This is a genomic window from Allobosea sp. 05T439 (assembly GCF_056396005.1).
Map to the genome: position 1 here is coordinate 192,457 of NZ_JBFTKP010000010.1, position 21,207 is coordinate 213,663.

20 protein-coding genes and 2 pseudogenes are annotated in these 21,207 nt (G+C 66.0%); 12 read left to right on the plus strand and 10 right to left on the minus strand.

The genetic code is table 11. The features are described 5' to 3' along the window. Window positions 1-11: 11 nt before the first annotated feature. Window positions 12-965, minus strand: a pseudogene (gene ispH, locus AC1DIO_RS14465) (4-hydroxy-3-methylbut-2-enyl diphosphate reductase); the annotation flags it as partial. A 196-nt stretch (window positions 966-1,161) separates the two neighbouring features. Between ispH and AC1DIO_RS14470 the strand changes: the two are divergent. The 3 genes from AC1DIO_RS14470 (at window position 1,162) to AC1DIO_RS14480 (ending at window position 5,432) form a co-directional block, all read left to right on the plus strand. After that, window positions 1,162-3,021 carry a monovalent cation:proton antiporter-2 (CPA2) family protein gene (locus AC1DIO_RS14470; RefSeq protein WP_441506433.1) on the plus strand — a complete coding sequence of 620 codons (1,860 nt, stop codon included), beginning with the start codon at window positions 1,162-1,164 and terminating at the stop codon, window positions 3,019-3,021. Continuing rightward, window positions 3,018-4,373, plus strand: a complete 1,356-nt coding sequence (locus AC1DIO_RS14475; protein ID WP_476853559.1) for an MATE family efflux transporter — start codon at window positions 3,018-3,020, stop codon at window positions 4,371-4,373. The genes AC1DIO_RS14470 and AC1DIO_RS14475 overlap by 4 nt, the downstream gene beginning before the upstream one ends. Before the next feature lie 99 nt (window positions 4,374-4,472). Continuing rightward, entirely contained in the window at window positions 4,473-5,432 is a 960-nt protein-coding gene (locus AC1DIO_RS14480) for a DUF937 domain-containing protein (RefSeq protein ID WP_476853560.1), read from the plus strand. Window positions 5,433-5,554: 122 nt separating this feature from the next. Here AC1DIO_RS14480 and AC1DIO_RS14485 read toward each other — a convergent pair whose 3' ends face one another. After that, window positions 5,555-7,459 carry a methyl-accepting chemotaxis protein gene (locus tag AC1DIO_RS14485; RefSeq protein ID WP_476853561.1) on the minus strand — a complete coding sequence of 635 codons (1,905 nt, stop codon included), beginning with the start codon at window positions 7,457-7,459 and terminating at the stop codon, window positions 5,555-5,557. A gap of 224 nt (window positions 7,460-7,683) precedes the next feature. Next, complete coding sequence (locus tag AC1DIO_RS14490) at window positions 7,684-8,070, minus strand: DUF1127 domain-containing protein (RefSeq protein ID WP_441488893.1); 387 nt, start codon at window positions 8,068-8,070, stop codon at window positions 7,684-7,686. A gap of 175 nt (window positions 8,071-8,245) precedes the next feature. Between AC1DIO_RS14490 and AC1DIO_RS14495 the strand changes: the two genes are divergently transcribed. After that, entirely contained in the window at window positions 8,246-9,127 is an 882-nt protein-coding gene (locus AC1DIO_RS14495) for a LysR substrate-binding domain-containing protein (protein WP_069877505.1), read from the plus strand. A gap of 49 nt (window positions 9,128-9,176) precedes the next feature. Here AC1DIO_RS14495 and AC1DIO_RS14500 read toward each other — a convergent pair whose 3' ends face one another. The 4 genes from AC1DIO_RS14500 to AC1DIO_RS14515 all read right to left on the minus strand — a co-directional run bounded on the left by AC1DIO_RS14500 (window position 9,177) and on the right by AC1DIO_RS14515 (window position 13,102). Next, window positions 9,177-9,353 carry a Flp family type IVb pilin gene (locus AC1DIO_RS14500; protein ID WP_441506430.1) on the minus strand — a complete coding sequence of 59 codons (177 nt, stop codon included), beginning with the start codon at window positions 9,351-9,353 and terminating at the stop codon, window positions 9,177-9,179. 102 nt (window positions 9,354-9,455) lie between these two features. Beyond that, window positions 9,456-10,835, minus strand: a complete 1,380-nt coding sequence (locus AC1DIO_RS14505) for a glutamate--cysteine ligase (RefSeq protein ID WP_441506429.1) — start codon at window positions 10,833-10,835, stop codon at window positions 9,456-9,458. Between the two features lie 192 nt (window positions 10,836-11,027). Next, window positions 11,028-12,200, minus strand: coding sequence for a carboxylate-amine ligase (locus tag AC1DIO_RS14510; protein WP_476853562.1), 1,173 nt, complete (start codon window positions 12,198-12,200; stop codon window positions 11,028-11,030). 149 nt (window positions 12,201-12,349) lie between these two features. Continuing rightward, a complete protein-coding gene (locus AC1DIO_RS14515; protein ID WP_441506427.1) occupies window positions 12,350-13,102 on the minus strand; it encodes a 16S rRNA (uracil(1498)-N(3))-methyltransferase in 753 nt (250 codons plus the stop codon). A gap of 201 nt (window positions 13,103-13,303) precedes the next feature. Between AC1DIO_RS14515 and AC1DIO_RS14520 the strand changes: the two genes are divergently transcribed. Further along, the gene (locus AC1DIO_RS14520; protein ID WP_113518927.1) at window positions 13,304-13,780 is read left to right on the plus strand and encodes a hypothetical protein; all 477 of its coding nucleotides are present in this window, start codon (window positions 13,304-13,306) and stop codon (window positions 13,778-13,780) included. Window positions 13,781-13,787: 7 nt separating this feature from the next. Then, window positions 13,788-14,753: a 4-hydroxybenzoate octaprenyltransferase gene (ubiA, locus tag AC1DIO_RS14525; RefSeq protein ID WP_476770475.1), complete on the plus strand. Its 966-nt coding sequence runs from the start codon at window positions 13,788-13,790 to the stop codon at window positions 14,751-14,753. A gap of 119 nt (window positions 14,754-14,872) precedes the next feature. On the opposite strand, the gene AC1DIO_RS14530 is transcribed toward ubiA, so the two are convergent. Then, complete coding sequence (locus AC1DIO_RS14530) at window positions 14,873-15,394, minus strand: DUF6101 family protein (protein ID WP_476853563.1); 522 nt, start codon at window positions 15,392-15,394, stop codon at window positions 14,873-14,875. 246 nt (window positions 15,395-15,640) lie between these two features. Here AC1DIO_RS14530 and AC1DIO_RS14535 point away from each other — a divergent pair, with 246 nt between their 5' ends. The 5 genes from AC1DIO_RS14535 (at window position 15,641) to lpxK (ending at window position 19,944) form a co-directional block, all read left to right on the plus strand. Continuing rightward, complete coding sequence (locus AC1DIO_RS14535; RefSeq protein ID WP_441488886.1) at window positions 15,641-16,468, plus strand: 3'(2'),5'-bisphosphate nucleotidase CysQ; 828 nt, start codon at window positions 15,641-15,643, stop codon at window positions 16,466-16,468. Window positions 16,469-16,577: 109 nt separating this feature from the next. Next, window positions 16,578-16,820 (plus strand): DUF4170 domain-containing protein, encoded by a 243-nt coding sequence (locus AC1DIO_RS14540; RefSeq protein ID WP_441488885.1) that lies wholly within the window; start codon window positions 16,578-16,580, stop codon window positions 16,818-16,820. A 39-nt stretch (window positions 16,821-16,859) separates the two neighbouring features. Further along, window positions 16,860-17,591: a lysophospholipid acyltransferase family protein gene (locus tag AC1DIO_RS14545; RefSeq protein ID WP_441488884.1), complete on the plus strand. Its 732-nt coding sequence runs from the start codon at window positions 16,860-16,862 to the stop codon at window positions 17,589-17,591. Then, a complete protein-coding gene (locus tag AC1DIO_RS14550; protein ID WP_441488883.1) occupies window positions 17,588-18,892 on the plus strand; it encodes a 3-deoxy-D-manno-octulosonic acid transferase in 1,305 nt (434 codons plus the stop codon). The genes AC1DIO_RS14545 and AC1DIO_RS14550 overlap by 4 nt, the downstream gene beginning before the upstream one ends. Continuing rightward, window positions 18,892-19,944, plus strand: a complete 1,053-nt coding sequence (lpxK, locus tag AC1DIO_RS14555) for a tetraacyldisaccharide 4'-kinase (RefSeq protein WP_476831648.1) — start codon at window positions 18,892-18,894, stop codon at window positions 19,942-19,944. The genes AC1DIO_RS14550 and lpxK overlap by 1 nt, the downstream gene beginning before the upstream one ends. Here lpxK and AC1DIO_RS14560 read toward each other — a convergent pair. Beyond that, window positions 19,890-20,111 carry a DUF2093 domain-containing protein gene (locus AC1DIO_RS14560; protein WP_113518934.1) on the minus strand — a complete coding sequence of 74 codons (222 nt, stop codon included), beginning with the start codon at window positions 20,109-20,111 and terminating at the stop codon, window positions 19,890-19,892. The two genes, lpxK and AC1DIO_RS14560, sit on opposite strands and share 55 nt — an antisense overlap. 99 nt (window positions 20,112-20,210) lie before the next feature. Here AC1DIO_RS14560 and AC1DIO_RS14565 point away from each other — a divergent pair, with 99 nt between their 5' ends. After that, window positions 20,211-21,032 carry a dienelactone hydrolase family protein gene (locus AC1DIO_RS14565; protein WP_476853564.1) on the plus strand — a complete coding sequence of 274 codons (822 nt, stop codon included), beginning with the start codon at window positions 20,211-20,213 and terminating at the stop codon, window positions 21,030-21,032. Between the two features lie 21 nt (window positions 21,033-21,053). Here the strand turns inward: AC1DIO_RS14565 and AC1DIO_RS14570 are convergent. After that, a pseudogene (locus AC1DIO_RS14570) lies at window positions 21,054-21,207 on the minus strand (IS481 family transposase); the annotation flags it as partial.

Below are 21,207 nucleotides of genomic sequence, written 5' to 3' on the forward strand. Positions count from 1 at the left end.
GCCGCATTCGGCGCAGGCTCGCCGCGCAGTTCGCGCGGCAGGGGGAAGAAGACGCTTTCATCGGCGGTCGAGACGGTCTCGACGCGGACGTCATAGCGCTCGGCGAAGGCATCGATGATCTCTTCGACCAGCACCTCGGGAGCGCTGGCGCCCGCCGTGATGCCCAGCCGCTTGATCGCACCGAAGATCGACCAGTCGATCTCGTCGGCGCGCAGCACCAGCCGCGCAGAGGGGCAACCGGCCCGCTCGGCGACCTCGCGCAGGCGCTGCGAATTGGAGGAATTGGGCGAGCCGACGACAAGAAGTCCGTCGACCAGCGGGGCAACCCGCTTCACCGCCTCCTGACGGTTCGTGGTGGCGTAGCAGATATCTTCCTTGTGCGGCGCGATCAGCTCCGGGAACCGCGCCTGCAGCGCCTGGACGATGCCGCGTGTGTCATCGACCGAAAGCGTGGTCTGGGTGACATAGGCAAGTGGTTGGCCGGTGGGAGGAGCAAGCTGCGCCACGTCGTCCAGCGTCTCGATCAGCGTGATCGCACCCGCAGGCAGCTGGCCCATCGTACCGATGACCTCGGGATGGCCGGCATGGCCGACGAGCAGGATATGGCGGCCGCGCTTGTGATGAACCTCGGCCTCGCGATGCACCTTCGTGACCAGCGGGCAGGTCGCGTCGATGGCGAAAAGTGTCCGCGATGCGGCCTCGGCAGGAACCGATTTCGGCACGCCATGGGCCGAAAATATCACCGGACGGGTGGTGTCGGGCACCTCCGACAGCTCCGCGACGAAGACCGCGCCTTTGCGCTTCAGCGATTCGACGACATATTTGTTGTGCACGATTTCGTGGCGCACATAGACCGGCGCGCCATGCAGCGTGAGCGCCTTCTCGACTGCGTCGATGGCGCGCACGACCCCGGCGCAAAAGCCGCGCGGGGCACAAAGCAGGATGTCGAGCGGCGGCTTGGTCACGCGGTTTCGAGGCCTCGGAAATGGTCAGCGCCTTCTTTCGGCGTGCGCCCCGCGATGTCAAGGAAGAGCAGCGCCGCAGGACGTGACGGGCCGTTGCGCAACTCGCCCCTCGCAGCGCAGCAAGGAAGCGCCTAGATAGGCAGCATGGTCGGCTGTGGCACTTGCGCGGGCCTGCTTTCCACAACGAAGAGTTCCCATGGCCGACGCCAGTCACACGAGTTACCTGCCGCCGATCCTGATTTTCTGTGCAGGCGCAGTCATTGCCGTGCCGCTGTTTCGTCGTCTCGGCCAATCCGCCGTGCTCGGCTATCTTGCGGCCGGCATCGCGATCGGCCCTTCGGTGCTCGCCCTGGTCAATGACCCGGACGCGATCCGGGGCACCGCCGAGATCGGTGTCGTGCTGCTGCTATTCTTGGTTGGGCTGGAGCTTCAGCCGTCACGCCTCTACTCGATGCGCAAGGACATCCTCGGCGCCGGCCTCGCGCAGATGGCGCTCAGCGCGACGGCGATCGGGCTCGTTGGCTGGAAATTCGGTCTCTCCGTMGGCGGCGCCATTGCGGTGGGGCTTGCGCTTGCCCTGTCTGCGACATCGATAGCCCTGCAGGTCCTGGAGGAGCGCGGCGACGGCAGCGAAACCTACGGCCGGCGCACCTTCTCGATCCTGCTGTTCCAGGATATCTCGATCGCTCCAGCGCTGGCGCTGCTCCCCCTGCTGGCGACCACGGGCGCGCAGAACCACGGAGGCGCTCCGGCACTCGCGGGATTGGGCCTCGCCCTGCTCGCCGTCGCGCTGCTCGTGCTCGTCGGACGCTACCTGCTCAATCCGTTCTTCCGGATCCTCGCCAGCACCGGCGCGAAGGACGTGATGACCGCGGCCGCGCTGCTGATCGTGCTCGGTGCCGCGATGCTGATGGAGCGGGTCGGCCTCTCCATGGCCATGGGCGCCTTCCTCGCCGGAGTGCTGCTGGCGGACTCGCATTTCCGGCACGAGCTCGAAGCCGATATCGAGCCGTTCCGCGGCGTGCTGCTCGGCCTGTTCTTCATGGCGGTCGGCATGTCGCTMGACCTCCAGCTCGTTTTCGAAAACGCCCTGCTGCTGGCGCTCGCGGCGCCATTGCTGGTCGCCTTCAAGATCGTCGTCGCGGCAACGATCCTGCGCGTCTCCTGTTCGTCGAGGACCGAAGCCATACGGGCCGGTGCCCTGCTCTCGCCGGCCGGCGAATTCGCCTTCGTTCTCCTGCCGCTCGGTGCTGCGCTCGGGCTGCTCAACAGCCAGCAGGCGGCCCTGGCGACATCTCTCGCCGCACTCTCGATGCTGATCGGACCGGTTGCCGCCAAGCTGATCGACCTCTGGCTGACCCGGAGCGCCGCCCCGGCGGAAACCATGGAAGAGGATTTCGAAGGTGCCGGCGGCTCCGTCATGGTCATCGGGTTCGGCCGGTTCGGGCAGGTGGTGACCCAGGCCCTGCTGCTGCAGCACATCCCGGTGACGATCATCGACTCCAATGTCGAGCGCATCCGGTCGGCGTCCAAGTTCGGCTTCCGCATCTATTACGGCGACGGCACGAGACTGGACGTGCTGCGTGCTGCCGGCGCCGGGAAGGCCAAGATCATCTGCATCTGCATCGACAATCGCGAAGCGGCCTTGCGGATCGTCGAGATGGCGAGGGCCGAATTCCCCTCCGCACGGCTGCATGTGCGGGCCTATGACCGTGTCCATGCGATCGAGCTGATGAAAGCCGATGTCGACTTCCAGATGCGCGAAACCTTCGAGTCGGCGCTTGGCTTCGGGCGGGTGACGCTGGAGAGCCTCGGCCTCAGCTATGATGAGGCCAGTCTGGTCATCGACAGCGTCCGTGACCGCGACGCCCAGCGCATGGAGATCCAGTATCACGAGGGCATCGCCGCCGGCATCCAGAAGGTGCCGCGCGTCTCGCCGGAGCCGCTGGTTCAACCGAAGGCCAAGTCCAAGGCACTCACCGAGGAGACGCGCGAGGTCATCGAGGATGGCGGAGCTGAAGTCGCGGTCGGCGGCGTCGGAGAACCGGAATTGTGAACGCACCCGTCAACCCCAACCAGGCCGTCTTCGTCAGCGGCTCGACCTTTCGCCATGTCGCGGTGATGACCGCGACCGGAGCGGTCGGGCTGATGGCGATCTTCGTCGTCGACCTGCTCTCGCTGCTCTACGTCTCCTGGCTCGGCCGGCCGGCGGCGACTGCTGGCGTCGGCTTCGCGACGATCGTGCTGTTCCTGACGGTCTCGATCAATATCGGCTTCATGATCGCGGTCTCGGCGCTGGCCTCCCGCACGCTTGGATCCGGAGACCGCAAGGGCGCTCGCCGGATCGCGGGCTCCGCTATGACCTTGATGGCGCTTGCCGCAATCGCGCTCACGCTGCTGGCATTGCCTTGCCTGCCCTGGCTCCTGAGGCATCTTGGGGCGCATGGCGAGGCCTATGACGTCGCCCTCTCATTCCTTTGGATCGCCCTGCCCTCCAATCTTCTGATGGCGCTGGGCATCGGATTTTCGGGCGTACTGCGCGCCATCGGAGATGCCCGGCGCGCCATGTTCGTTACGCTCGGGGGCGGGCTCGCAACTGCAGTGCTCGATCCGCTGTTCATCTTTGGCTTTGCACTCGGCACAGACGGCGCCGCCTGGGCGACCGTGCTGTCACGTGTCATTTTTGCCTTTGTCGGCTTCCGTGGCGCGGTGAAGATCCACGACATGGTCGGCATGCCCAACCGGCAGGCGCTGCTGGCCGACACGCCGCGCACGCTTGCGATCGCCGGCCCGGCGATCCTGACCAATCTCTCGACGCCGATCGCAAACGCAGTCTTCGCCAGCATCTTCGCGCGCTTCGGAGATGGCGCGATCGCGGCAATGGCGATCATGGATCGGTTGGTGCCGGTGGCCTTTGGCGTGATCTTTGCGCTATCGGGCGCAGTCGGGCCGATCCTTGGCCAGAACTGGGGAGCCGGCCGTTTCGACCGCATGCGCCGCGCGCTCAGCGATTCCGTGATCTTCGCCGTGGCCTGCGTCTGCGTTGCCTGGCTCGCGCTCGTCCTGCTGCGCGGCCCGATCGTCGCCGTATTCCATGCCAGCGGCCTGACCGCAGAGCTGGTGATGTTCTTCTGCCTGATCTCCGGGCCGATGTGGATCTTCGTCGCGATACTCTTCGTCGCCAATGCCGCGTTCAACAATCTCGGCATGCCGATCCTGTCGACTCTCTTCAGCTGGGGGCGCGCAACGCTCGGGACGATGCCGATGGCCTGGGTCGGCGCATATTATGCGGGGCCGAAGGGGGCGATGGTCGGCACCGCGCTCGGGGCTGTGGCGTTCGGCCTCGTCGCGCTGGTCTTTGCCTATCGCGGCATCACGCGCCTGGAGCGCCAGCCCAGGGGCGCGTGAGCATCCAGCATCGCGGCGGCCTCGCTTGCCTGCCCGCCCCGCCCTGCTATCGTTCGGGGTGCAGGCGGCGGCAGACCGCGACGAAGACGGAGAGGCGCCATGATGAACCTGTTCGAGATGATGCAATCGGCCCAGAACGGGCAGGCCGTGCAGAATCTGGCTCGGCAATACGGGCTCAGCCAACAGCAGACGCAGAGCGCGCTCGACGCCTTGCTGCCGGCCTTCACCATGGGACTGCAGCGCCAGACGCAGGACCCCCGCGCTTTCGGCAATCTCGCCCAGATGATGACGGCCTCGCCCTTCGGCTCGCTCTATGACGCCGATGGCGATGGCATTCCCGACAACGCCGCGATGATGGGCAACAACGTCCTCAACCAGCTCTTCGGCTCGAAGGACGTCAGCAACGCGCTGGCCGCCCAGGCTGCGGCGACCAGCGGCGTCGGCCAGGCGGTTCTGAAACAGATGCTGCCGGTCATCGCCTCCATGATCATGGGCGGGTTGTTCAAGTCGACCAGCAATCAGGGGCTCGGCGGCATCTTCGGGCAATTCGCCGAGATGATGCAGGGCAGGATGCCGGGCCAGCAGCCCGCGCCCCAAACCCAACCGCAAACGCCGGGGAGCTCGCTCGACGCGATTCTCGGGAGCCTGTTCGGGCAGGCGGCTGGTGCCCCTCCGACACAGGGTGGCGGTCCCTTTGGCGGCGGTCCGCTCGGAGGTGGTCCTCTGGGCGGGGCAAGGCCAGGCGAACCGGCCGGGGCCGACCCGATGGGCGGGCTTCTCGGCCAGATCCTGACCGGGATGCTTGGCGGTGCAGCGGCTCAGCCCCAGGCGGCGCCGCCCCCGTCACAACCGCGTGGCCAGGCCACCAGGCCCACGGCAGAGCCTGAGCTTGAGCCGGAACCGGACCAGCCGGCGCCTTCGGGCGAAGCCGGGCCGGGGTCGATCGGCCTCGACGCGCTGAACCAGATGTTCGAGCATGGTCGCCAGGTGCAGGACGACCATCAGAACGCGCTGAAGTCGATTCTGGACGCGATGCTCGGCGGCGGGCAGCGTCGCTAATTCATCGGACCGGATATCGTATCCGGCCTGATGACTTAACCTTTTGTCTTTGCATCGGCTTTGCCGAAAACCGCAATCCGCTTTTCGGGCCGATGCTTTCGGCACTCATCGCCCTGTCCCGATCAGGCGCTGCGCCGCTGCGACCACTCGATCACGGCGCCACGGCCTTCGGACATGGCCGCAGCGATCGCCCGGAGATCGGCGACATTGTCGCGCGTGCGGAAGCTCGAGACGAGATCGTTGAGGCGCCGGATCTGATCGCCCAGTGCGCTGGCAGAGGCTGCGCTCTGTTCGGCCAGTGCGGCGTTCTGCTGGGTCATCTCGTCCATAAGCGCGACCGACAGGCTCATCTCGTCGATTCCATTGGCCTGCTCGGCCGAGGCCGCGGAGATTTCGGATACGGTCGCGGAGACTTTTCGCGATGCGGCCACGATCTGATCGAGCGCTTCACCGGCAGAGCGGACGAGCCCGACGCCCTGGGCCACCTCCGCTCCCGATTCCGAGATCAGCGCGCTGATACCCTTGGCGGCCTCGCCCGAGCGCTGCGCCAGCGTGCGGACCTCCGAGGCGACCACGGCAAAGCCCCTGCCGGCATCGCCCGCCCGCGCCGCTTCGACCGCCGCATTCAAGGCGAGCAGATTGGTCTGAAAGGCGATCTCGTCGATGACCGAGGTGATGTCGGAGATCTTTCGTGAGGCCGTCTCGATGCGTGCCATTGCAGCGACCGCATCATGGACGATTGCACCGCCCCGTTGCGCCACGCTCATCGCCTCATCGGCCAGCGAGACGGCCTGCTTCGATGCCTGCGCAGAGGCCTTGACCGAGGCGGCAAGCTCTTCCGTGGTTGCCGCAGTCTCCTCCAGCGAGGACGCCTGTTCCTCGGTGCGCTTCGAGAGATCGTCTGCGCCCATATTGATCTCGCGCGCCGCGTTGCCGACATCGGCCGCAGTCGCCTGGATGGTGGTGATCGTCATCGAGAGATGCTCCACCGCCGTATTGAAATCGTCGCGCAGCTTCTCATAGGCAGCGGTAACCTCCGCATCGATGCGATGGCTGAGATCGCTCTTCGAGAGCAGGTCGAGGCCCTCTGCCAGCAGCCCCATGACCAGCCCCTGCTCCCGCGCGAGTTGCTCCTGCTGCTTTGCCTGCTCGGCCCGCTCGGTCTCGATCTGCCGGCGCTGCTGCTCGGAAAGGTCTCGTCCCTCGGCGCTCTCCGCCTCGAGACGCTGCACGGCAAGGCCGTTTTCCTTGAAGACCTGAACCGCACGCGCCATCGCGCCGATCTCGTCCTTGCGCGCCTGGCCCTGAACTTCGACCGCGTAATCGCCCCTGGCGAGATCATCMATGCGCGATCTCAGCGCTTCCAGCGGCCTGGTGATCGAAAACCGGGTCAGCAAGGCAGCACCGCCCAGGCCAAGCAGGATGCCCAGGGCTGAGAGGCCCAGAATGACGATGCTCAGTTCGCTGGCCTCGGCATCGAGCGTTTCCGAGGTCGCCTGGGTTTCCGTCTTGATGGCTTCGTTGAGTTTGCCTGCGGCGGTGACGATCTCGCCAATTGTGCGATCGAGCTGGGACATGACCGACAACGCGGCCAGATCCTCGTCCTTCGCGGCCTGGGCGACGATATCGTCGATCTGCGGTTTGAGCGCGGAGAGTGCCCGGCCCATGGCGTCGAACTCGGCAGCCTTCTGCGGGAAGCTGATCTTGGCCTCGATCAGCTGGAACTGCGCACGGTCATAGGCCTTGCGCACATCCTCGATGCTGGTCGCGTTCTGCTTCATGAATTCGGGATAGGCGATCGCCTTGTAGAGATCGCGCACGATGTCGGTCATGGCGCGGGTGGTCCGGCCCGAATCGAGGATCGCCGTCGCATTGTGCGAGATCAGATCGGAATATGCCTTCTGGATCCGCGCATATTCGCGGCCGGCATAGACGGCAGTTGCAACGCTGATCAATCCGAGAACGATCAGCGGGATCGCGATCTTGGTCCTGAGACGCAGATCCTGAAAGCGCAGAGAAATCCGCATACCGACACCCACCCCCCCGAGAAGCATCGAACCGGGCATCGCCGCGGCATGTCGGGAACGTTCGGCGGGAATGCTGAAAAATAGGTTACGAATGCCGATTAGGGCCAAATTGCAGGCGAAATGGCTTCAAATCCCGCTTCCGCCATGCCCGGCGAGAGCTTGGAAAAGAAAAACGGACGGAAGCACGAAGCTCCCGCCCGCAAGAAACGCGCAGTGCCAAGGGGTCAGGCGCTGCACGCAACCGTCGAATTCGAACCGGCCGCGACCGGACGCGGCGTGAGAGGCTTGGCGACAGCATTCTTCACCTGAGCCTGTCGAACGCCCTCTTCGCGCCGGAGAGAGGCGACGCCGGCCCGCGCGCTGGAGCGGGCCGCGAGAGCCGCCGAAGGGTCCTTCAGCCAGGATACGGTCAGCGCGCCGTCGATATCGGAGCGGACGAGACCGATATCCTTGAGGCCGCGCTCGTCGAGTTCGGAGAGCCTCAGCACCTCACGGCGGTGAATCAGAGCGCGCGTCAAGGCTTTCACGCCAACATAACCGCCGGCCACAACACGCGTGACGCCGGTGGCGACGAACGAGAGCGACTTCGGAACGAATGTCAGGATCAGCATGGCGACCTCCTTCAGGGGTCTGGCGGCAAAACGAGCATTTTCCGGCCCGGCTGGAGCGCACCGACGACACGGACTGGAGAATGTGCGCAGGATAGCTTTGCGCTGGCCATCAGCCAAACGAATGGTTATGATGCTTCACAGCACGGATATTGATGATCCATCGTGGGGGTGCTCCATGGCGCATGTTCTCGACGCCGACCAGCTCAAGACCTTTGTCGCCATTGCCGATACGGGCTCGTTCACTCGCGCGGCGGAGATCGTCTACAAGACGCAATCCGCCGTCTCGATGCAGATGAAGCGCCTTGAGGAACGGGTCGGGCGCCCGCTCTTCGGCCGCGACGGACGCCACGCCAAGCTGACGGAAGATGGTGAGCGCCTGCTGGATTACGCGCGCCGCATCGTGCGCCTCAATCTCGAATGCGTGGCGAGCTTCGCCGATGCAGACCTCAAGGGGCGCATCCGCCTCGGCGTCCCCGACGACTATGCCGACCGCTATCTACCCGAGATCCTGGCTCGCTTTGCTCATTCCAACCCGCGCGCCGAGGTGACGGTCGTCTGCGAGCCGACTCCGATGCTGGCCGAGCGCATCGGCACCGGTGATATCGACCTTGCCATCATCACCCATGTCGAAGGCCGCGGTCAGGGCGAGATCATCCGGATCGAGCCACTGCTCTGGGTCACCTCTGCGCGCCATACCGTCCATGAGGAGGACCCGCTCCCGCTCGCGCTCGGCCGTCCGACCTGCAATTGGCGGCAGGCTGCGGTCGAAGCGCTGGAGAAGAAGGGGCGCCGCTTCCGCGTGCTCTATGCGAGCTGGAATTCGACTGCGGTCGGTGCAGCCGTGGTCGCCGGCCTCGCCGTCTCTGTGCTGCCGGAGAGCGCGATCAGGCCCGGTATGCGCATACTCGGCCCCAGCGAGGGCTATGCAACCCTGCCGTCCTGCAAGATCGGGCTATTGCGCACGCGCTTCGACCCGTCGGTGCTCTCCAATGCCCTGGCGGAGCACATCATCCAAAGCCTCGACAACCTCGCGAGCTTCAAGACGGCGGCGGAGTAGAACCGTCCGCAGCCTGCCCTGGGCCCGGCTCCCTCGGGAGCCGTGGTTTTCAGGGATTGAGCCCGGTCTGTACCGCTTCGAATACACCGCGTACGAACCGACCTATCTCCTGCCCGCCGACGATCACGGACATCGAGATCAGGCCAGCAACGAGCCCATACTCGATCGCCGTCGCGCCGCGGTTGTCGCGGGCGAAGCCGAGAAGAAGGGTGAGCAATCGTTCCATGGCCGGATGCTCGCTCCGAAGCTTCGGAGAAAGCGTTAACGCCCGATGGCAAATGCCGCGAACCACCGACCTTGCCTGGGAATTCCCTGGCTGATCGGCCGTTTAGATGAGCAAATCCTTAAAGACCGGCTCGACACGCTCGTTCCATTCCCCGCGATACCGGTCGGCAAGGTCCTGAGCCAGGCTGCGGCCGCTCTCGGCAATCGCGAGAACAGGATCAAGGAAACGCGTCTCGTCCTCGCCCTTGCCGTTCAGGCGGGCGCGGCGCGCGAGACCAGCGCGCGACAATTCCAGAACCTGTTGCGCAATCTCACGCGCGCTGCGGCCGGCGACTGTGGCAGAGAGCCCCGCCGCAGGCACTGCGTCGCGCAGGCCCTGACGCTCCTCGGTGCTCCAGCCTTTGACCAGGTCCCAGGCGGCGTCGAGCGCGACCTGATCATAGAGCAATCCGACCCAGAAGGCGGGCAACGAGTTCAGCAAGGCGGGCGGCCCGGCATCGGCGCCCCGCATTTCCAGAAAGCGCTTCAGCCGGACCTCGGGGAACAATGTCGACAGGTGGTTGGCCCAATCGGACATGGTCGCGTGCTCGCCCGGAAGCTGCGGCAACCGGCCGGCGAGCAGATCGCGGAAGGAGGCGCCCGTCACGTCGTGGTAGACCGGCCCGCGTTTGACGAAATACATCGGCACGTCGAGCGCCCAGTCGACATAGCCCTCGTAGGACATGCCCTCATCGAACACGAAGGGCAGCATGCCCGAACGGGCATTGTCGGTATCGAGCCAGATTTCGGAACGGACCGACTGGAAGCCGTTGAGCTTGCCCTCGGTGAAGGGCGAAGAAGCGAAGAGCGCGGTTGCGATCGGCTGCAGGGCAATCGAAACCCTGAGCTTCTTCACCATGTCCGCCTCGTCGGCAAAATCGAGGTTCACCTGCACGGTGCAGGTCCGGAACATCATGTCGAGGCCGCGCGTGCCGACCTTCGGCATGTAGTTGGCCATGATCCGGTAGCGGCCCTTCGGCATGACCGGGGTCTGCTCCCGCGTCCAGAGCGGCGAGTGGCCCAGCGCCAGGAAGCCGATATCGTGAGGCTCGGCGACCGCTTTCACATCGGCAAGATGCGCGGCGAGCTCCGCCGCCGTTTCATGCAGCGTTTCGACCGGCGCGCCGGAGAGTTCGAACTGGCCACCGGGTTCAAGCGAGATCGCCCCGCCACCTTCGGGCCCGGCCAAGCCAATGATATGGCCATCGTCAATGATCGGCTCCCAGCCGAGCCGCTGCTGCATGCCCTCGAGCAGGTGCCGGATACCGCCCGCGGCCCCGCGCCCCTCGTACGGCACGGCGCCGATATCCGCGCGGTAGAACGGGAACTTCTCGTGCTCGGTGCCGATCCGGAAGGCGGAGCGAGGCTTCTCGCCTGCCGCAATCCAGCCGATCAGCTCGGACTTCGACGCGATCGGGGTGGAATCGGACACATCGCGAGCCATGGGCGCTCCGGCAGGACGAAAGGGTGGCCGACATCTCGCACGCACCGGACGGCACGGGCGAGGCAGGCCCAGGAAGCGTCAGACATATGCGACCGCCGAACGGAGGACAACGACCTCCGTCCCGCGTTCGTGGAAGGAGATTGCTTGCGCAAATGCACAACGCACATGCCGGCATCCGGCATCCGCTTGCGTTCAGGCCACACCGCGCAGGGGCTGGCTCATGTCCTGCAGCCGGCTTGCGCCATAGTTTCGCGTCTCTGACGCCAGCCAGTCGATGACGGAGGCCAGCCCTCCCGCGTCGCTCCCGGTGCGCGCGCGGGCCTCCTCGAAGATGGCGAGCTGTCGATCCGCACTGGTGCCCTGAGCCGCAATCGTCCGGCACTCGCCAAGTTCGGCGGTACAGCCGAGCGCCGCGGCATCGTCCGAAAGCTGATCGATCAGTTCGTCGACCAGGCTCGGAACCGAGCGCATCCCCTTGCTTTCCGGGCAGACCAATCCGCCATGGATCCCATAGCGCTGGGCCCGCCAGACATTCTCTGCTGCGATGGCGCGCGCGGCCGCGGTCAGATCAGCGTTGAGCCCGGGGTTCCTGCAGAGGTGGCGAACAAGGCACCGATAGAGCGCGGCGATGGCCAGCGTATCGTCCAGGCGCGTGCAGCTGTCGGCGATGCGCAATTCCAGCGTCGGATGCTTCTCTGAAGGGCGAATCGCCCACCAGATATAGCTGGCATCCTTGATCGCCCCGGCCGCGACCAGGGTATCGACATAGGCGCGGTAGTCGGCGGGTTCGAGGAAGAGCTCCGGCAGGCCGGTGCGCGGTAGTTCCGCGTAGGCGGATAGTCTGTAGCCCATCAGGCCGGTGCGCCGCCCCTGCCAGAAGGGAGACGACGTCGACAGCGCGAGAAACACCGGGAGGAACGGMATGATCCGCCCCATCAGCCGGATGCGCTGATCTTCGTCCGGCACCTCGACATGGATATGGAGCCCACAGAGCTGGTTGCGGCTGCCGAGCATCTGGAGTTCGCGCATCAGCTTGTCATAGCGAGCCGCCTCGGTGGCGCGCTGGCGCGACCAGGCCGCGCTCGGATGCGTGCCGCAGGCGAGCAGGAGCATGTCATGCGCCAGCCCGATGCTCGCAAGGCCGGTCCGCAGCGTCGCCAGCGATTTGCGCGCCTCTGCCATCGTCTCGCAGACCGGTGTCGCCACCTCGATCTGGGACTGCAGCATCTCCCGTTGGACTTCGCTCGGAAACGCCGCATGCACGGCATCGAGGAATGCCGGCGAGATCTTCCGGACGATGCCACGTGTMGTGAAATCGGACAGGAAATACTCTTCTTCGATACCGAAGCGGCAGGCTTGGCTCATCTCATGGTCCTCGCGGGTCGTCGAATCACGGGAGCAGACCCTCGCGCGCAAAACCGGCCCTGAATGAGCCGGTTCGATGGCACCGCGACGAATGTGGATCTTCCTCCCCAACGACCAACGTGGAATTCGGCGCGTCGTTCCCTGCGCGCTCAGCCCGATCTCGAGACCCAGTCGCCCAATGTCGCCTGGACCAGGGCAAGCGCCGCGACCGCCGCCGTATCGGCGCGCAGGATGCGCGGGCCGAGCGAGATACGGATTGTCTTGGGGCGTGACAGCACTCGCCGGCGCTCCTCGTCGTCAAAGCCACCTTCGGGACCAATCAGCAGGGCGAGCGGCGCCGGCGGGGCTTCCGCCAGCGCGCTCAGGGGACTCGCCGCGGCCATGTCCTCGTCGCAGAAGATCAGCAGGCGCTCGGGCTCGAGAGCGGCCAGCGCCGCATCGAGCGGCTGCTCGGAACGAATTTCCGGCAAGGCCAGGATGCCGCATTGCTCGGCAGCCTCGATGGCATTGGCCCTGAGGCGTTCGAGGTTCAACCGCGAGACCTGCGTGCGTCGGGTGAGCACCGGCTGCAGCACGCCGGCCCCCATCTCCACGGCCTTCTGAGCCATGTAATCGAGCCGCGCGTGTTTCAGCGGCGCAAAGAGATAATGCAGGTCCGGCACGGAGGTCTGGAGCTGCAGCTGCCGCAGCGGGCGCAGGCTCGCCTGCTTCCGCCCTTCCGGAACGATCTCGGCAAGCCATTCGCCGTCGCGCCCGTTGAAGACGAGAACGCCGGCGCCATCGCGCAGGCGCAGGACGTTGAGAAGGTAATTGGCCTGCTCCCGCTCGAGAGGAACGGGCGCATCCTGTGCCAACGTGGAGTCGAGATAGAGCCGATGTTTCGGCAGGTCTGGCATCGGCATAGGCGCAAACAATCTCCCTCTTGCGACAGCAGCCGATCTTGCAATGCCATTGCGGCGGGAAAGTCGCCACATTCTTCGTCTAATCGCAAGAGTCGGTGACAGAATTCAGTTCAATGTCGCCTGACGCTTGGCGAGACCGCCCCTCTGCTGATATGGAGTGCGCGGTTCCAGGAACCCTCATCGATTGGGAGCAGGACTATTATGCGGCGATACGTGGCCTCGGGGTTGATTGCGACGCTCGGCTTGGCAGCGGCGACATTCCTCCACGTCAGCCCGGCGAGCGCTCAGGCCTCGGGCTGCGAACAGCTTCAAAAGCTCCTGCAGGAGCGGCAGTCGATCGTCGCGCGGTTGAACTCCGCGTCCAAGGCCAAGCGCAAGCTGACGCCGGCGGAGGCCTGCGGAACACTCGGCAGCCTCGTCAACAACGGCAACGCCACCCTCAAATTCGCAACCGCCAATCAGGACTGGTGCCAGATTCCGCCGACCTTCGTGGACGGCATGAAGGCCGACAATGAGAAGGCAGCCGGCTTCCGCAATCAGGCCTGCAATGCGGTGAAGCAGCAGGCGGCCATGCAGCGCAAGGCGCAGCAGCAGGCCCAGCAACAGGGCAACAATCCGTTCGGCGGCGGCGATTCTCTGACCGGCGGCCCGATGCGGGTGCCGCAGGGCGCGCTCTGATCTCGCCATGGTCCTGGCCTCGAAGCCAGCCGACATGACCCTGGTTGATGCGCCCCTTCCCGACGCCCTGAAAGGTCATTGGGTCGATACAAGGGCGCCGGTCTGGCTGCGCCCTTATCTCAAGCTTGCCCGCATCGACCGGCCAATCGGCTGGTGGCTGCTGCTGCTTCCGTGCTGGTGGGCCGCAGGGCTTGCAGCCATCGCGAGCGGCAGCGCGTTTCCCAATCTCTGGCACGGCCTGCTTTTCATGGTTGGCGCCATCGTGATGCGAGCCGCCGGCTCGACCTTCAACGATATCGTCGACCGAAAGCTCGATGCTCAGGTGGCACGAACGCGCGGACGCCCGTTGCCCTCCGGGCAGATCACAACCAGGTCCGCCGCGCTCTTCATGGTCGCGCTGTCATTGGTCGGACTGCTGATCCTCGTCCAATTCAATCGCTTCACGATCGTGCTCGGCATCGCCTCGCTGGCGATCGTCGCGATCTATCCCTTCATGAAGCGCATCACCAGCATGCCGCAATTCGTGCTGGGCCTCGCCTTCTCATGGGGCGGGCTCCTGGGCTGGAGCGCCGTGTTCGGGCAGCTCGACCCACCGGCCTACCTGATCTACGCGGCCGCGATCGTCTGGACGATCGGCTACGACACCATCTACGCCATGCAGGATATCGAGGATGATGTCATTGCCGGCATCAAGTCGAGTGCCCGCTATTTCGGGGCCTGGACGCGCGAGGCGGTCGGGTTTTGCTTCACGCTCTCTGTCGCGCTCGCTGGCGTGGCGACCTGGAGCACGGGCGGTGGCGCCATGGCCTGGATTGGACTTGCGGCCTTCGCCGCGCATCTCGCCTGGCAGGTTTCCCGGATCCAGGGCGCGACCTCTCCGGTCGCGCTGGGCCTGTTCCGCTCCAACCGCAACGCCGGCCTGCTGCTGGCCGGCGGCTACGCACTCGATGCGTTGAGCCGCTCTTTCCTGTGAAATGAAGGCCCAAGGCAGCGGCCCGAAGAGCGGTTTGCGTTCTTCGGGGAAAGCCGATGCCGACATGGAAAGATTAGATCATGGACGGGATGCGATATGCGGTCCCCTGATCTAACCGCTCAATCCGTCAGCCGCTCGCCGGAGACGATGACCGGCCGCGCTGGAAGCTGCGCGGTCTTGCGCCGTGTCAGGAAGCGTGGGCGGCGGCCATTGAGAAAGGCGTGCCGACGGCGGATGCGGATCGGCCCCAGTGCCAGCCGGCCGAGCTGAGGAAAGGGCTCGGTGATCACGCCATCGACGGATTCGAGCAACAGCGGCAAACCGCTGCTGCGACCACAGTCGCGCCAGTGTGCCACGGCATCTTCGGCATCGAAGACCGCGACACTGATCGCACGGCCATCGCCGGCCGTCAGAGCGAGTTCCAGACGTTCATCTTCGCCGGACGGATTGGCCAGCCGCAGGGCAATGCCGCGCCAACCGGGGTTTCCGCGCAAGATCCTCACCGAGGCGATGCGCTCGATGCGGGGCGCCTCGACCTGCACCGGCATCGGATTGCGCGCGACTATGCTGCTATGGTTCGGGCAGCCGAGAAGGTTCGGCGCAAAGCCGACCCCCCCGGCAGCCGGCGTGACGCTGGCCATCGGTTTTACGCCTCTCATGTCCCTGCTGCGCGGAGCCCTCTGTGAAGTCCGGGGCTCTCGTGCTTGCAGGGTGGAGAGTGGACCGCAGCCCTATCCGAGCGCTTAAGAGCTTCGGTTAAAGGAATGTGTTGCGGCCATTTGGGCGTCTAAATCGGCCGCTATCCGGCGTGATGCTTGACGGAATCTTTCGCAACTGCGCTGCTTTTTCACCTTGAAACCGCAGCAGGGAGGCTCGATAGGGAGCGCATGACTTCGCAAACGCTGCCTGTCGCCCCGGATCTTCTGCCTCACGTCCGGGAAAGCTGCATCGAGGCGGGTGCGCTGGCACTCGAACTGTTCCGCCCCGGAGCCAAGACCGCGGCCCGGACATGGTCGAAGAGCGGCGGCTCGCCCGTCACCGAAGCCGACATCGCCGTCGACACCTTCCTGCGGATCAGACTCTCGGAATTGCTGCCGGATGCCGCATGGCTATCGGAAGAGACCGCCGACGACGCGCAGCGGCTGTCGCGCCGTCTCGTCTGGGTCGTCGACCCCATCGATGGAACGCGCGCGTTCATGTCGGGCTCGCCGGACTGGGCGGTTTGCGTCGCCCTCCTTGCTGATGGCGCTCCGGTGACCGGCGTCGTGCATGCGCCCGCCTGCGGCGCAACCTATACGGCCCGACGGCACGAGGGGGCCTACTGCAACGACCGGCCGATCGCGACGACCCGCCTGACCAAGCTCGGCGGCGCTCGCATTGCGGGGCCGAAGCCGATGCTCGACGCCTTGGCGCGGATCGAGACGTTCGACGCTGCCGAGAAGATCCCTTCGCTCGCACTCAGGCTGGCACGGATCGCGGACGGCACGATCGATGCTGGGCTGGTCTCCCCTGATGCGCGGGACTGGGACCTTGCCGCCGCGCATCTCGTGCTGGACGAAGCCGGCGGCCAGCTCAGCGACGGGAGCGGCAACCCCGTCGTCTACAACCGCGAGGTACCGATCCACGGCATGCTTGTTGCTAGTGGCGCAAGCCTCGCGGAGCCGCTGCTTGCTGCAATGCAGCGCCTGCGCGAGACCCCGCCGCAGAGCGCATGAAGGCCAGCCGCCTCGGACAAATTCGACCTCGCTCAATCGGCACTCGCACCGCTCGCGCGGATAGCTTATCTGGTGCCGCGGCAGAGCCTCATTCCCGCTGGAGAGACCAATGAACGCGGACACCGACCAGAAGCAGCTTCTTCATCTCGTCTTCGGCGGCGAGCTGAGCTCCCTTGACGGCATCACCTTCAAGGACCTGTCGAAGCTCGACATCGTCGGCATCTACCCGAACTATGCGAGCGCCCATGCGGCCTGGAAGGCCAAGGCACAGGCGACCGTCGACCAGGCCCAGATGCGCTACTTCGTCGTGCACCTGCATCGCCTGCTCGATCCCGAAACCGCGAAGTCCTGAGCTGCGGGACAGGCATTCAGCGGTTCGGAAGCGGAGTTCATGGGCTTTTCCATCCTCAAGACGCGTGTGGCGCAAGAGACGCTCGGCCGGCTGCTGGCCGGCTATCTCAAACTCGTCCGCCGCACCAGCCGAACCGTTGTCGAACCGGCCGACATCTATGATCATATCCGGCCGGAGCTGCCGCTGATCATCGCGATGTGGCACGGCCAGCACATCATGATCCCCTTCGCACGGCCGGATTGGATGCCCGCCTGCTCGCTGGTTTCCCGCCACGGCGATGGCGGATTCAACGCCGTCGCGCTGCGCGAACTCGGCATCGGCGCCATTCGCGGCTCAGGGGCGCTCGGCCGCAAGGTCCGCGAGAAGGGTGGTGCGAGCGCGTTCCTCGCCATGGTTCGACGCCTGGCCGCCGGCGACACCATGGTGCTCACGGCCGACATTCCCAAGCGCGCCCGCGTCGCGGGGCCTGGCATCATCGCGCTGGCCAAGGCATCGGGTCGCCCGGTCCATCCCGTTGCCGTGGTGACGAGCCGGCGCGTCGACTTCAACAGCTGGGACCGCGCCTCGATCGGCCTGCCCTTCGGCCGCTGCGCGATCGTGGTCGGCGATCCGATCCGGATCGCGCGCGATGCCGACGAGGCCACGAGCGAAGCCGCCCGTCTCGCGCTCCAGGCCGGGCTCGACGCGGTCCATGCCCGCGCCTATGAGCTGGTCGGTTCCCGCGACCCCGGCGCGGGGCTCCGCGCTGCAACAGGAGCCAAAGCGGCATGAGCGGCAAGGGCCCCTTCCTCAGAGCCTACCGCATGGCGACTGCGCTGTTCGAGCCGGCCGCTGCAGGCCTGCTGGTCTGGCGCCGTCGCCGCGGCAAGGAAGATCCGACACGCTTCGCCGAGCGCCGCGGCTATCCCGGCGTCCAACGGCCCGACCAGACGCTGATCTGGCTGCATGGCGCCAGCGTCGGCGAGACGGTGACGCTGCTCCCCCTGATCGAGCGCCTGCAGCGGCGCGGGCTGGCCGTTCTCGTGACCTCCGGCACCGTGACCTCGGCGCGCCTGCTTGCAGCGCGTTTGCCAGCCGGCGCCATCCACCAGTACCTGCCGCTCGACGTACCGCGCTACATGCGCCGCTTCCTGGACTATTGGCAGCCGGCCATGGGGCTGATCTGCGAATCCGAAATCTGGCCCAATATGGTGATCGAGGCACGCAAGCGGGATATTCCGCTCGTGCTGGTCAATGCCCGGATGTCGGAGCGCTCCTTCAAGCGCTGGTACAGGGCGCCCAGAACCTCACGCTACCTGCTCTCCAGCTTCGATTCCTGCCTTGCCCAGTCGCAGGGCGACGGCGAGCGTCTTGCCCAGCTCGGCGCGCCGCGTGTCAGCATCGCCGGCAATCTGAAATTCGATGTCGCGGCGCCCCCGGCCGATCCGAACACGCTCGCGATTCTCGATGGGCTGACGGCCGGCCGGCCGATCTGGATCGCCGCCAGCACGCATCCGGGCGAGGAGGAGCAGATCCTGTCGGCCCATCTCGGCATCAAGCCGCATGTGCCGAAGCTGCTCACGATCATCGCTCCGCGGCACCCTCAGCGCGGCCAGGAGATCGAGGATCTCGCCCGGGCCAACGGTGTCGCCGTCGCGCGGCGCGCGGCTGGAGAGATGCCGGACCCCGATATCGAGCTCTATATCGCCGACACGGTCAACGAGCTCGGCCTCTTCTATCGGCTCTCGCAAGTGGCCTTCCTTGGCGGTTCGCTCGTGCCGATGATCGGCGGACATAATCCGATCGAGCCCGCCAAGCTCGGCTGCGCCCTGGTGCACGGGCCGTATGTCCACAACAACGCCGAGATCTTCGCCGCCTTCGATCAAGGCGGCGGTGCGCGTGAAGTTCCCGATGTGCAGGCGCTCGCAGGCGCGGTGCATCGCTGGCTCAGCGACCCGGCAGCCGCACGGCAGGCCGCGCGCGCGGCGGGGCAAACCAGCAAGCAGCTCGGCGGCGCACTGAGCCGCACGGAACAGGCCATCGAACCGCTCTTGATGCGCGTCGCTCTGGGCCAGCGCGAGATCGACAGCTGATGCGCGCACCGGCGTTCTGGTGGCAGCATCGGCCGAGCCTTCTTGCCCGGCTGCTGCAACCGATCGGCTCCCTCTACGGCGCGCTCACCGCGCGCCGCATGCGCCAGACCGGTACCGATGCAGGCATCCCGGTGATCTGTGTCGGGAATTTCATTGCTGGCGGTGCCGGCAAGACACCGACGGCGATCGCGCTGGCCGCGCTTGCGACAGCCCGCGGAGAAACGCCCTTCGTCCTGATGCGGGGCTATGGCGGACGGCTCGCCGGGCCTGTCGAAGTGGACAGGCGTCACCATGATGCCAACGGCGTCGGGGATGAGGCCGTGCTGATGGCCTCTGCCGCCCGCACCGTGGTAGCCCGCGATCGGCCGGCCGGAGCCGCCTTCGCGAAAGCGTTCGGCGCAAGCCTGATCATCATGGATGACGGGCTGCAGAACCCCTCGCTCACCAAACAGCTGCGGTTGGCTGTCGTCGATGGCGCGAGCGGGATCGGCAACGGTCTATGCCTGCCAGCCGGCCCGTTGCGGGCGCCGCTGGCTGAGCAGTTGGCGATGACCGATGCGATCCTGGTGATCGGCCCGGGCGAGGCAGGGGACAGGGTCGCCGCCGCGGCCCGGGAGGCCGGCAAGCCGGTTCTGCGCGGGCGGCTTGCGCTGTCGGCCGGGATTGCCGACAGACTTCGTGGTCAGGCCGTCCTGGCCGTCTCAGGGATCGGACGGCCGGAGAAATTCAGCGCGACCCTGCGCGAGGCCGGCGCCGAGATTCGCGCCGAACATGCCTTCGGCGATCACCACGCCTACACGGCCGAGGACGTGGCCAAGATCATCCGCGAGGCAGCGGCGCAGGATTGCCTGGTGGCGACCACCGAAAAGGACATGACAAAGCTCGCTGCACTCTGGCCGTTTGCGGAGCAGCACCGCCTGCTGGCGGTCCCGGTCTCGCTCGTCTTCGACGAACCGAGCGAGATCACGCACCTGCTGGATGGCGTGAAGGCGGGCTCTCAGGCACGCCCGGCGCGGCGCAGCCGCAACAGCACCGCCTCCGGAGAGACATAGGCTTCCTGCCACTCGACCGACCAGTAACGCAGATCGTCGAGCTTGATCGGGGCGCCGGTCACGGCGCAGCGCACGAAGGCGCCGGGGCGCACCACGCGGAATTCGCCGTGACCATAGTCGACGGCAGCTTCGGGTCCCGGCACGGGAGGACGCTCGCTGATGTTCATCTGTAAGATCGAAAACCGTTGCTCAGGGAATGAATTATCCGATAACTCGGAGCTGTGATAGCGTTCCTGCCGATGATGTCCAGTCTCGTCCGACACGTCATGGCCCTTACAGGCCTCGCGCTGCTTTGGTGCGCGCCCGCGTCTGCGGGCGGCTATGAGCGCGTTCGCATCMCGGTCGAGGAAGGACAGCTGGACGGTGTGCTGTACCGCCCGAACGGTCCAGGGCCATTCCCGGCCGTGGTCGCCCTGCATGGTTGCGGCGGCCTGTGGCGCGACAATGGCAAATTGTCCGCCCGGCATTCGGACTGGGGCGAGCGGCTGGCTGCCGCTGGCTACGTCGTGCTGATGCCGGACAGCTACGGCTCGCGCAGGCTCGGTTCACAATGCGGCGTCAAGGAACTGACGGTTCGGGCGAGCCGTGAGCGCGTCGCCGACGCGGCAGCATCACGGCAATGGCTGCAGGCTCGCGATGATGTGCGCGACAAGGAAATCTCCCTGCTCGGCTGGTCCGGTGGCGGCTCCACCGTCCTGACCGCGATCCGCAAGGACAGGCGCCCGGCCGACGGCCAACCCGATTTCGCTCGCGCCATCGCCTTCTATCCGGGCTGCCGCTTCCAATCGGAGTCCGCGAGCTTCTCGGCCAGGCTACCGACCCTCATCCTGATGGGCGATGCGGACGACTGGACGCCGCCAGCGCCCTGCGACCATCTCGCCAAAGCGGCACGGGCGCGCGGCGAAGCCATCGAACTCGTGCTTTATCCCGGCGCGCTGCATGATTTCGATCACCCTCGCCTCGAGGTGAAGGAGCGCAGCGACGTGGCCTATTCCGCGACCGGAACCGGCAAGGTCACGGTGGGGACACATCCTGAAGCCCGCGATGACGCGATCAAACGCGTCAAGAGCTTCCTGATGGGGCGTTGAGGGACCCCGTACCGCGCTCAGCTAGATGTGCGGTCTCGGGATGAGATGGTGCGGATTGATTTTGAAGGGTGACGGGTCACTGATCCAGGCGTCGCAGATGGCCTGATAGGGCGTTCGCCATCGCAGCGCCTTGAGATGCTTGGCGAAGTTGTAGGCGGTAACGAAGACCAGGACG

What these genes read in the sequence shown, in the direction of transcription:
- AC1DIO_RS14480 (WP_476853560.1), top strand. Translation starts at nt 4,473, where the DNA reads ATGATGAACCTGTTCGAGATGATGCAATCGGCCCAGAACGGGCAGGCC.
- AC1DIO_RS14490 (WP_441488893.1), bottom strand. Translation starts at nt 8,070, where the DNA reads ATGCTGATCCTGACATTCGTTCCGAAGTCGCTCTCGTTCGTCGCCACC.
- AC1DIO_RS14495 (WP_069877505.1), top strand. Translation starts at nt 8,246, where the DNA reads ATGGCGCATGTTCTCGACGCCGACCAGCTCAAGACCTTTGTCGCCATT.
- AC1DIO_RS14500 (WP_441506430.1), bottom strand. Translation starts at nt 9,353, where the DNA reads ATGGAACGATTGCTCACCCTTCTTCTCGGCTTCGCCCGCGACAACCGC.
- AC1DIO_RS14505 (WP_441506429.1), bottom strand. Translation starts at nt 10,835, where the DNA reads ATGGCTCGCGATGTGTCCGATTCCACCCCGATCGCGTCGAAGTCCGAG.
- AC1DIO_RS14515 (WP_441506427.1), bottom strand. Translation starts at nt 13,102, where the DNA reads ATGCCGATGCCAGACCTGCCGAAACATCGGCTCTATCTCGACTCCACG.
- AC1DIO_RS14520 (WP_113518927.1), top strand. Translation starts at nt 13,304, where the DNA reads ATGCGGCGATACGTGGCCTCGGGGTTGATTGCGACGCTCGGCTTGGCA.
- ubiA (WP_476770475.1), top strand. Translation starts at nt 13,788, where the DNA reads ATGGTCCTGGCCTCGAAGCCAGCCGACATGACCCTGGTTGATGCGCCC.
- AC1DIO_RS14530 (WP_476853563.1), bottom strand. Translation starts at nt 15,394, where the DNA reads ATGGCCAGCGTCACGCCGGCTGCCGGGGGGGTCGGCTTTGCGCCGAAC.
- AC1DIO_RS14535 (WP_441488886.1), top strand. Translation starts at nt 15,641, where the DNA reads ATGACTTCGCAAACGCTGCCTGTCGCCCCGGATCTTCTGCCTCACGTC.
- AC1DIO_RS14540 (WP_441488885.1), top strand. Translation starts at nt 16,578, where the DNA reads ATGAACGCGGACACCGACCAGAAGCAGCTTCTTCATCTCGTCTTCGGC.
- AC1DIO_RS14545 (WP_441488884.1), top strand. Translation starts at nt 16,860, where the DNA reads ATGGGCTTTTCCATCCTCAAGACGCGTGTGGCGCAAGAGACGCTCGGC.
- AC1DIO_RS14550 (WP_441488883.1), top strand. Translation starts at nt 17,588, where the DNA reads ATGAGCGGCAAGGGCCCCTTCCTCAGAGCCTACCGCATGGCGACTGCG.
- lpxK (WP_476831648.1), top strand. Translation starts at nt 18,892, where the DNA reads ATGCGCGCACCGGCGTTCTGGTGGCAGCATCGGCCGAGCCTTCTTGCC.
- AC1DIO_RS14560 (WP_113518934.1), bottom strand. Translation starts at nt 20,111, where the DNA reads ATGAACATCAGCGAGCGTCCTCCCGTGCCGGGACCCGAAGCTGCCGTC.